Below are 9,848 nucleotides of genomic sequence, written 5' to 3'. Positions count from 1 at the left end.
GATTGCGGTGGATCAGCAGCATTGTTATTGACTGACACACCGCTATCGTCGGATCGCCGCCCGGAGCAAGCTCGGCTCCCACAGGGGCTTTGGTGAGTTCTGCTAAGGCACAGCCGGCAACAAAAACCGCGCAATCACCGGCAGATGATCGGAAATGCGCAAGGTATCGTCCTGTCGCACCTGGGCTTCGACCCGTTTGATCCGAGGGCTGTAGAACAGGTAGTCGACGGTGCGGTCGGGGCCGTTGAGGCCCGGGTCGTTCGGGTAGTGGGTCAGCCAGTGTTCGCGGTCGATGCCGCTGGCTTCGTTGTTGGTGGGGATCATCGGGTATTTGTCCCACAACAGGTGCAGCGGGCTGTCGGCGGAATAGGGCGTGCGTTGCGCATCGGGCAGGCGCCGGTATTGACCCAGGGGCAGCAGGTTGAAATCGCCACCGATCAACCAGGGCGTGCCCTGGGATTCGAAGGTGTCGAGCGTCCCGGCCACGGCGCTGACCTGGCTAGGCAGGGTCTTGTCCGGCTGTGTGGCGCGCTCCAGATGGGTGTTGAGTACCGCCAGTTGGCCGCCGTCGCTCAGCGGCAGATAGCTCACCAACAAGGCGTCTTTGGGCTGGAACTGACGGCTGATGAAGTTGGTGTCGGCCACTGGCAATTGCACCCGTTCGGCGCGGTCGATGCGGTAGCGACTCAGGGTCGCCAGTTGCCGGCCGACACTGCCGAAGATGTGCGGGTCGGGAATGAAGTCGGCCTTCCAGTCGAAGGCGCTGGTCACGCATGGGTAGAGATCGGCGAGGCGTTCTTGCAGCAACTTCAGCTGGTTCTGGTAGTCGCTGGCCTTGGCGCCGTCGTCCAGTTCCTGGAGCAGCACGACGTCGGGCTGCTCGTCGCGAATGACCCGTGCCACTTCGTCGAGGCTGAAGGCCATGTCCTCCAGGGTCGGGCTTTCGTCGTCGCCCTGGGCCAGGTCATGCCAGAACACGTAGCGTTTGCCGGCCAGAAACTGCACGTTCCAGGTCATCACCTTCAAGGCTTGGCCGGGCACCAACGGTGCGGCGTTGGCGGTGCAACTGACCGGCAGCGTTTCCCGTGGTGCTGGGTGCCAGGTCAGGCCATAGATGGAAAACACCGCGACCCCGAGGATCAGCGCCAGGCCCAGCAAGCTGTAGCGCAGTGGACGGGTCATGGCTGAGGTTTTTCGGTAATCAACATGAACATCCGGAACAGCACCACGCTGGTGAACAGTTGCAAGAAGGTATACGCGCTGTCGATCAGCAGGCTGACCAGAGGGCTGGGGTGCGGGTACACCGAGACACTGGCACCCTTGAGCAGCCACAGCGGGCCCATCACAGCGAGTATGCACACCAGGATCCGCCAGAAGTGGCCGCGGGACAGGGCCAGGCTTTCCTTCATCGCCGCCAGCGGTGCCAGGCCACTCAATACCAGCAGGTATTCACTGAAGGCCAGGGTCACCATCAGCCACAGGCCGGGCAGCAGGTACAGCGAGACACCGACCAGGATCAGCACCGTATTGATGGCGCTCAGCAAGGCAAAGCGTGGCCACAGGGCGACGGCGGCGGCGAGCAGGTCACGGGAGCGCGGTGATTCGCCGCGGGTCCGGGCATCGAGAAACAGGATCAACGCAGCGGTGTACAGGGGGTATACCAACAACCCGAGGATCAGGCTGTAGCCGGGAAAACCCTCGGGATCGGCGAGGTTGTCGACGCCTTGTTGCAACGCGGCTTCGAGTATCACCAGTGGCAGGCAGAGTTGGGCGATCCGGCCCAGATGGCGCTTGAAGAAATACAAAGAGTCGCGCAGCACGTCAAACGGATTCATGGGTCGGTATCGCAGCTCAATAAAGCGGTCAGACACTTTAACCGATCAGGCCGTGCCACAAGCAAACGTAAACATCAGGTAAAGACCATTGAAACCTGTTCACCGAGCCCCATTACTGGTGGGCGCCGGTCTTTGGAACCGGCACGGTTTTCTACCCGGCAATCTGATGAGGTCGCCATGAACAGCGAAGAACAAACCCTGATCGATGGACTGTTTTCACGGCTGCAACAGGCCGAAAGGGATTCAGCCCCGCGCGACGCCCAGGCCGAAGCGCGGATCAAGGAACATCTGGCGAGCCAGCCCGCAGCGGGCTACTTCATGGCTCAGGCGATTCTGGTGCAAGAGGCGGCGATCAAGCGTCTCGATGAGCAGAACAAGCAGCTCACACAGCAAGTCGAGCAATTGCGCGGCGAACTGCAACAGGCCCGCAGCCAGACTTCGGCACCCAGCGGCGGTGGTGGTTTTCTCTCAAGTATTTTCGGTGGCAGCGCTCGGGATTCGCGCCCGGCACCTGCCCCCAGCGCCCCGGCTTCCGGCGGTGGTGGCTGGCGCGAGCCGTCTTTCAATGCACCAGCTTTCAATGCGCAACCCCAGCAAGGTTTCGGTGCGCCACCGGCCAACTATGGCGCACCGCAGCAGCAAGCCCCGGCGGCGAGCAGTTTCCTGGGTGGCGCACTGAAAACTGCTGCCGGTGTGGCGGGTGGCGTGATGCTGGCCCAAGGCATCAGCAGCCTGTTCCACAGCAATCAGCAACCCCAGGAAATCGTCGAAATCATCAAGGAAGAACCGGTCCAGCCCAGCAATGACAGCACCGAGCGCGGTTGGGGCGATGACCAGCGCGTGGCGGACAACGACACCTATGGCAACGACCAGGGCGGTTTCAGCGACGCGGACTACAGCGACGATTCATCTTTCTTCGGCGACGACGATTCCTTCGTCTGACCTGCCATTCGTCCGAGGTGCCCTGGCGCCTCGGACCGATTATTCGCGGAACATTCCTTCAGGCTGGCATACTGTGCGACTTTTCGGGCGCAATGCCTGACTCAGAGCTTGCGCACTTGTGCATCCAAGAGGAAATGCGGTGAAGAAAATCGCAGTGTTCGCCGATGTCCAGAACCTCTACTACACCGTGCGCCAGGCCTATGGCTGCCATTTCAACTACGCCGCCCTGTGGGCGGATGTCAGCAAGCAAGGGCAGATCGTCGAGGCCTATGCCTATGCGATCGATCGCGGCGACAGCAAGCAGCAGCAATTCCAGCAGATCCTGCGCAACCTCGGCTTCACCGTGAAGCTCAAGCCCTACATCCAGCGCAGCGATGGCTCGGCCAAGGGCGACTGGGACGTCGGCATTACGCTGGACATCATGGACGCCGCCGACCACGTCGACGAAGTGGTGCTGGCCTCCGGTGATGGCGATTTCGACATGTTGCTCGAACGCATCATCCACAAGCACGGCGTGCAGGCGGTGGCCTATGGCGTGCCGGGGCTGACCGCCAATTCACTGATCCGCGCCGCCAGCCGCTACGTGCCCATCGAAGGCGCGTTGTTGCTCAAGAATTGATTTTCAGGGAGTCCAGCAGGTTTGGAACGCATTGCAGTCATCGACTTTGAAACCACCGGCATCACCCCGAGCAGCAGCTGTCGCGCCACCGAAATTGCCGTGGTGATGCTTGAACGCGGCCAGATTGTCGACCGCTACCAGAGCCTGATGAATGCCGGCGTACGTATACCGGCCTTCATCGAACAGCTGACCGGCATCAGCAACGCCATGCTGCGCAGCGCACCGTCGGCGGAAAAGGTGATGAACGAGGTCAACGAATTCGTCGGCACCACGCCACTGCTGGCCCACAACGCCGCGTTCGACCAGAAGTTCTGGGACTTCGAACTGGGACGCATCAAACGCACCCGCCTGCAAAACTTTGCCTGCTCTCTGTTGCTGGCCCGGCGCCTGCTGCCGGCGGCGCCCAACCACAAGCTCGGCACCCTCAACACCTTCGCCGGCCTGCCCCATACCGGCCAGGCCCACCGGGCCATGGCCGACGCCGAAATGGCCGCCAACCTCACTGCCCACCTCGCCTCGGAACTGCGGCAAAAGCACGGATTGCGGGAGTTGTCCCATGACTTGCTGTGCAGCTTGCAGAAAGTGCCGGCGGCGAAGGTCGCTGAGCACCTCAAGCGGTATCGTGGGTTCTGAATACACCCGTAGAACCCTTGTGGGAGCGGGCTTGCTCGCGAATGCGGTGTTTCAGTCAAAGGGTGTTAACGGGTGCACCGCATTCGCGAGCAAGCCCGCTCCCACAGTTTGATTTGTGTTGAACAGATGCCCCCGCATGTCGATGCGCTGGACAGCAAAAGTGTACGGCTCGGATAAACAGGTTTTGTAGCTTATTTTCCCGCCATCGCCTTTCTAGAATATCGGCTCCCACTGTCCTGATTTCGAGCCGTCCATGCCTGGCCCACGCCGTTTCCCCTTGCCTTTGATCGCTGCGTTTTTTGCCTTGTATGTCATCTGGGGTTCGACCTACCTGGTGATTCGCATCGGTGTGGAACATTGGCCGCCGTTGTTGATGGCCGGGATTCGTTTTGTGCTGGCCGGTTCGCTGATGTACGGCTTCCTGCGCTGGCGCGGGGCTCCGGCGCCGACGTGGGCGCAATGGAAGGCCGGGGCGCTCATTGGTGTGTTGTTGCTCACTTTCGGCAATGGCGCGGTCAGTGTGGCCGAGCACACGGGCGTGGCGTCCGGGGTGGCGGCGCTGGCGGTGGCGACGGTGCCCTTGTTTACCTTGCTCTGCGGTTATTTCTGGGGCGCGCGCAACACTCGCCTGGAGTGGGCGGGGATTGTGCTGGGCCTGATCGGCATCGCCATGCTCAACCTGGGCTCCAACTTGCAGTCGAGCCCCTTGGGCGCGACCTTGCTGGTGTTCGCAGCGGCGTCGTGGGCCTTCGGTTCGGTGCTGAGTAAACATGTGCCGTTACCGGCGGGGGCGATGGCCAGTGCGGTGGAAATGCTCGTGGGCGGCGTGGTGTTGTTGATCGGCAGCGTGGCCAGCGGCGAACGCCTGGCGAGCGTCCCGCCGCTGGAAGGCTGGTTCGCATTGGCCTACCTGACCTGCTTCGGTTCGATCATCGCCTTCAACGCCTACATGTACCTGCTCAAGCATGTGCGGCCGGCGGCGGCCACCAGCTACGCCTACGTCAACCCGGCGGTGGCGGTGTTGCTGGGCATCGTGTTTGCCGGTGAGAGCATTGGTGTGGAGGAGGGCATGGCGATGCTGGTGATCATCAGTGCGGTGGTGTTGATTGGCTTGCCCCAGTGGCGCAAGCCCAAGCCTGCGCCGGCCGAATCCTGATTTAGGGTAAACTGCCGCGCATTGCACTTTTGCACACATACTGCACTGAATTTTCCTACGGTACTCCCATGACTTTCGCCACCCTTGGCCTGATCGAACCCTTGTTGCGCGCCCTTGAGACGCTCGGCTACCAGACCCCGACCCCGGTGCAGGCCCAAGCCATGCCGGCGGTGCTGGCCGGTCGCGACCTGATGGCGGCGGCCCAGACCGGCACCGGCAAGACCGCCGGTTTCGCCGTGCCGCTGTTGCAGGTGCTGACCACCGAAGGGCCGAAGGTCGCCGCCAACTCGGTGCGGGCGTTGATCCTGGTGCCGACCCGTGAACTGGCCGAGCAGGTCCATGAAAGCGTGCGCCAGTACGCGCAGAACCTGCCGTTGAGCACCTACGCGGTGTACGGCGGCGTCAGCATCAACCCGCAGATGATGAAGTTGCGCAAAGGCGTCGATCTGCTGGTCGCCACGCCGGGTCGCCTGCTCGATCTGTTTCGCCAGAATGCGGTGAAGTTCAATCAGTTGCAGACCCTGGTGCTGGACGAAGCCGATCGCATGCTCGACCTGGGCTTCTCCGAGGAACTGGCGAACATCTACAAGGCCCTGCCGAAGAAGCGCCAGACGCTGCTGTTCTCGGCGACCTTTTCCGACGCGATCCGCCTGTTGGCCGAGCAGATGCTCAACGACCCGCTGAGCATTGAGGTGAGCCCGCGCAACGTCGCCGCCAGCACCGTCAAGCAGTGGGTGGTGACGGTGGACAAGAAGCGCAAGCCGGAGCTGTTCGTGCACTTGCTGCGCAAGAATAAGTGGAAACAAGTGCTGGTCTTTGCCAAGACCCGCAATGGGGTCGATGCGCTGGTGGAAAAACTCCAGGGCATTGGCGTCAACGCCGATGGCATTCATGGTGACAAGCCCCAGGCCACCCGCCAGCGCGCGCTGGACCGGTTCAAGCTGGGTGAAGTCCAGATCCTGGTGGCCACCGATGTCGCGGCCCGTGGCCTGGACATCGAAGACCTGCCGCTGGTGGTGAACTTCGACCTGCCGATCGTCGCCGAGGACTACATCCACCGTATTGGTCGCACCGGCCGTGCGGGCTCCACCGGGGAAGCGATCTCCCTGGTTTGCGCCGATGAAGTGAACCTGCTGTCGGCCATCGAGATGCTGACGCGCAAAACGCTGACTCGCCAGATGGAGCAGGATTTCGAGCCTGAGCACCGGGTACCGGACACCGATGCCAGCGGCCAGGTGATCAAGAAACCGAAAAAGCCGAAGAAACCGAAGGTTTCGGGCGCTGGCGGCAAGCGCAACCTGGGCAAGTGGGTGGACAGCGGTGATTCGGGGCCTGTGGAGCCTGCGGTCAAGCCGGTGCGCAAAGTGCCGGTGTTCAATACGGGGCCGCGTAAGCGCAAGCCTTGACGGACTGCGGCGGCCGATACATCGCTATCGCGAGCAGGGCTCGCTCCCACAGGGGCTCTGTGGTGGACACTGGATCTGTGAGCACCAGTGAGACCACTGTGGGAGCGAGCCTGCTCGCGATGGCGACAGCCGGGTTTTCAACCCTGGCGCTGTAACCATTCCAACATCCCCAACCCCGCCGCCCGGCCACTGGCAAAACACGCCGTGAGCAGGTAGCCGCCGGTCGGTGCTTCCCAATCAAGCATTTCCCCGGCGCAGAACACGCCGGGCACTTGCTTGAGCATCAGGCGTTCGTCCAGGGCCTCGAAGGTCACGCCACCGGCGCTGCTGATGGCTTCGTCCAAGGGGCGGGTCTTCACCAGCGTCAAAGGCAGGGCCTTGATCGCCTGGGCCAGCCGCGCCGGGTCCGCAAAGCACTCGGCGGGTGTGAGCTCGCGCAACAGCGCTGCCTTGACCCCATCGATCCCCAATTGACTGTGCAGGTGCTTGGCCATCGAGCGCGAGCCGCGTGGCTTGTTCAGGGCCTGGTGGATCTTATCCACAGGCCGGCCTGGTAAAAGGTCCAGATGGATCGTCGCGTGGCCGTGCTGGTTGATGGCTTCACGGATCGCGGCCGACAGGGCGTAGATCAGGCTGCCTTCAATGCCGGTGGCGGTGATCACGCATTCGCCGAGGCGCGGCGCATCGTCGTTCAAGCCGATGGCGATATTTTTCAGCGGGGCACCGGCGAATTTGCTGGTCAGCACTTCACTCCAGGCTTGCACGTCGAAGCCACAGTTGCTCGGCTGCAAGGGCGCCAGGGCGACGCCGCGCTGTTCCAGGGGCAGCATCCAGGCGCCGTCGGAGCCCAGGCGCGACCAACTGCCGCCGCCCAGCGCCAGCAATGTCGCGTTGGGGCTCAGGGCTTTTTCCCCGTCCGGCGAGGCGATTCGCAAGCTGCCGTCGGCGTTCCAGCCGAGCCAGCGATGGCGCGTGTGGATCACCACGCCGGCGTCGCGCAGGCGCTTGAGCCAGGCGCGCAGCAGCGGGGCGGCTTTCATGTCGGTCGGGAACACCCGCCCGGAGCTGCCGACAAACGTGTCGATGCCCAGCCCGTGAATCCATGTGCATAACTCATCCGCCCCGAATGCCCGCAACATTGGCGCGATATTCGGTGCACGCTCGCCGTAGCGGGACAGGAACGCGGGGAAGGCTTCGGAATGGGTGATGTTCATGCCGCCCACGCCGGCCAGCAGGAATTTCCTGCCCACCGAAGGCATGCCGTCGTACAGATCAACTTGAACGCCGGCCTGGCTCAACACCTCGGCCGCCATCAGGCCGGCGGGGCCGCCGCCGATGATGGCGATGTTTGGGGGGGACGGCTGGGCGGTCGAGGTCATGGGTCTGAACTGTGGGGGCTGGAATAGGCGGGGCATTCTATCAGCACAACTCCCTATGGAGATCTCTGTGGGCTGTGGGAGCGGGCTTGCTCGCTCCCACAAGGAGATTTGGGATTCTTGAAGACAGTTGATCAAAAAATAGCCACGTCTCTGTACGCTACAGTCAGCGCAGGCTGTAGACCGTTTCGCTCAGGTTATCCACAGGCCGCTCCACAGCCATTGTGGGTAAAGCCCAGGTTTCAATGACAACCTGATGACGTCCAGACCCGTTGCGCGCTGTGGTGCAGAATCCCGTGGCGGCGGGCCAGGGCCTTGCGGTCCTTGCTGTAGCCGCCGCCGATCACGCCGACCACCGGGATGTCGCGTCCCAGGCAATGGCGCATGACGCTCTCGTCGCGGGCGGCGAGGCCTTCGTCTGTCAGTTTCAGGTAGCCGAGGGCGTCGTCCTTGTGTACATCGACGCCGGCGTCATACAGCACCAGGTCCGGTTGGTAGAGCGGCAACAGGTAGTTGAGGGCATCGTCCACCACCTTCAGGTAAGCGGCGTCTTCCATGCCCATCGGCAGGGGAATGTCCCAATCGCTTTGCGCCTTGCGGGCAGGAAAATTCTTTTCGCAGTGCAAGGAAACTGTCACGGCGTCCGGGGTGTCATGGAGTATTCGGGCGGTACCGTCGCCCTGGTGCACATCGCAATCGAAGATCAACACCCGCGAGACCCGGCCGCTGGCCAGGAAATAACGACTGATCACCGCCAGGTCGTTGAAAATGCAAAAGCCGGCCGGGTGGTCGTGGTGGGCGTGATGGGTGCCGCCGGCCAAGTGACAGGCGAGCCCGTGCTCAAGGGCCTGTTCGGCGGCCAGGATCGAGCCGCCCACGGCGCGCACGGTCCGGCGGGCCAGGGCCTCGCTCCAGGGCAGGCCGAGTCGCCGTTGGTCTTCACGGGACAACTCGCCGCCCATGTAGCGTTCGATATACCCACGGTCGTGGGCCAGGGCGAGGATGTCTGGCGGGCAGAGCGCCGGGCGCAGGAGGTCGGCGTCATGGACCAGTCCGCTGTCCACCAGGTGATCGCGCAACAGGCGAAACTTGTCCATGGGGAAACGGTGTTCGGCCGGGAACTCGGGGCTGTAGTCTTCGTGATAGATAAGCGGCAGGGGCATGGTGTTTTCAGCGGTGGTGATGTGATGGATCGTATCAGCGTTGTAGACTCAGGGGCATGGAAAGGGAGCGAAGATGGAGCCGATACTCGAACTGCAAAGCGCCCGCCTGCTCATGCGGCAGTGGCGCGATGATGACTTGGCGGAGTTTGCCGCCATGTCGGCCGATCCGCAGGTGATGCGTTATTTCCCGGCGCCCCTGAGTCGCCTGGAAAGCGCTGCCTTGATCGGCCGCGTGCGCGGGCATTTCGCTGAGCATGGCTTTGGTTTATGGGCACTGGAGCGCAAGGACACCGGCGCCTTCATCGGCTTTACCGGGCTTGGCGTGGTCGGTTTCGACGCGCACTTTACCCCGGCCGTCGAGATCGGCTGGCGTCTGGCCCGGCAACACTGGGGCCTGGGGTATGCCAGCGAGGCCGCATGGACGGCGCTGCGTTGTGCCTTCGACCGGTTGTCGCTAGAAGAAGTGGTGGCGTTCACCGCTGTGGATAACCTGCCGTCGCAAAAGGTCATGCAGGCCATCGGCATGCATCACGATCCGGCAGACGACTTCGAACACCCCAAGCTCGCCGTCGATCATCCCTTGCGGCACCATGTGCTCTATCGCATCAATCGTGAACAATGGCTACAGACCCTGCAGGGTTAGCCGACACGGACGTTACAATGCCCGCGCAACGGCCCGGGCCGACAATCGATTCACCGCCGCAGCACAGACTGCGCG

10 protein-coding genes are annotated in these 9,848 nt (G+C 62.7%); 6 read left to right on the top strand and 4 right to left on the bottom strand.

Annotation, left to right across the window (positions count from 1 at the left end):
- Positions 1-102: 102 nt before the first annotated feature.
- The gene (locus tag ACODSJ_RS21810) at positions 103-1,182 is read right to left on the bottom strand and encodes an endonuclease/exonuclease/phosphatase family protein (RefSeq protein WP_489103711.1); all 1,080 of its coding nucleotides are present in this window, start codon (positions 1,180-1,182) and stop codon (positions 103-105) included.
- Positions 1,179-1,835, bottom strand: coding sequence for a YciC family protein (locus ACODSJ_RS21805; RefSeq protein WP_489103710.1), 657 nt, complete (start codon positions 1,833-1,835; stop codon positions 1,179-1,181). The genes ACODSJ_RS21810 and ACODSJ_RS21805 overlap by 4 nt, the downstream gene beginning before the upstream one ends.
- Positions 1,836-2,012: 177 nt before the next feature.
- Between ACODSJ_RS21805 and ACODSJ_RS21800 the strand changes: the two genes are divergently transcribed.
- The 5 genes from ACODSJ_RS21800 (at position 2,013) to rhlE1 (ending at position 6,591) form a co-directional block, all read left to right on the top strand.
- Positions 2,013-2,777 (top strand): DUF2076 domain-containing protein, encoded by a 765-nt coding sequence (locus ACODSJ_RS21800; protein ID WP_489103709.1) that lies wholly within the window; start codon positions 2,013-2,015, stop codon positions 2,775-2,777.
- Positions 2,778-2,916: 139 nt separating this feature from the next.
- Positions 2,917-3,396, top strand: a complete 480-nt coding sequence (locus tag ACODSJ_RS21795) for a LabA-like NYN domain-containing protein (RefSeq protein WP_489103708.1) — start codon at positions 2,917-2,919, stop codon at positions 3,394-3,396.
- Positions 3,397-3,417: 21 nt separating this feature from the next.
- Entirely contained in the window at positions 3,418-4,029 is a 612-nt protein-coding gene (locus tag ACODSJ_RS21790) for a 3'-5' exonuclease (RefSeq protein ID WP_489103707.1), read from the top strand.
- Between the two features lie 253 nt (positions 4,030-4,282).
- A complete protein-coding gene (gene yedA / locus ACODSJ_RS21785) occupies positions 4,283-5,185 on the top strand; it encodes a drug/metabolite exporter YedA (protein WP_489103706.1) in 903 nt (300 codons plus the stop codon).
- A 68-nt stretch (positions 5,186-5,253) separates the two neighbouring features.
- Positions 5,254-6,591, top strand: a complete 1,338-nt coding sequence (rhlE1, locus tag ACODSJ_RS21780; protein ID WP_489103705.1) for an RNA helicase RhlE1 — start codon at positions 5,254-5,256, stop codon at positions 6,589-6,591.
- 137 nt (positions 6,592-6,728) lie between these two features.
- On the opposite strand, the gene ACODSJ_RS21775 is transcribed toward rhlE1, so the two are convergent.
- Both ACODSJ_RS21775 and ACODSJ_RS21770 read right to left on the bottom strand, forming a co-directional pair.
- Positions 6,729-7,970, bottom strand: coding sequence for a TIGR03862 family flavoprotein (locus ACODSJ_RS21775; RefSeq protein ID WP_489103704.1), 1,242 nt, complete (start codon positions 7,968-7,970; stop codon positions 6,729-6,731).
- A 239-nt stretch (positions 7,971-8,209) separates the two neighbouring features.
- Positions 8,210-9,130 carry a histone deacetylase family protein gene (locus ACODSJ_RS21770; RefSeq protein WP_489103703.1) on the bottom strand — a complete coding sequence of 307 codons (921 nt, stop codon included), beginning with the start codon at positions 9,128-9,130 and terminating at the stop codon, positions 8,210-8,212.
- A gap of 73 nt (positions 9,131-9,203) precedes the next feature.
- Here ACODSJ_RS21770 and ACODSJ_RS21765 point away from each other — a divergent pair, with 73 nt between their 5' ends.
- Positions 9,204-9,773, top strand: coding sequence for a GNAT family N-acetyltransferase (locus tag ACODSJ_RS21765; protein ID WP_489103702.1), 570 nt, complete (start codon positions 9,204-9,206; stop codon positions 9,771-9,773).
- The last annotated feature ends 75 nt before the right edge of the window (positions 9,774-9,848 follow it).

Source organism: Pseudomonas sp. FG6, assembly GCF_057809015.1.
Note: the sequence above shows the minus strand (reverse complement) of the source record. Positions and strands in the feature narration are given on the sequence as shown.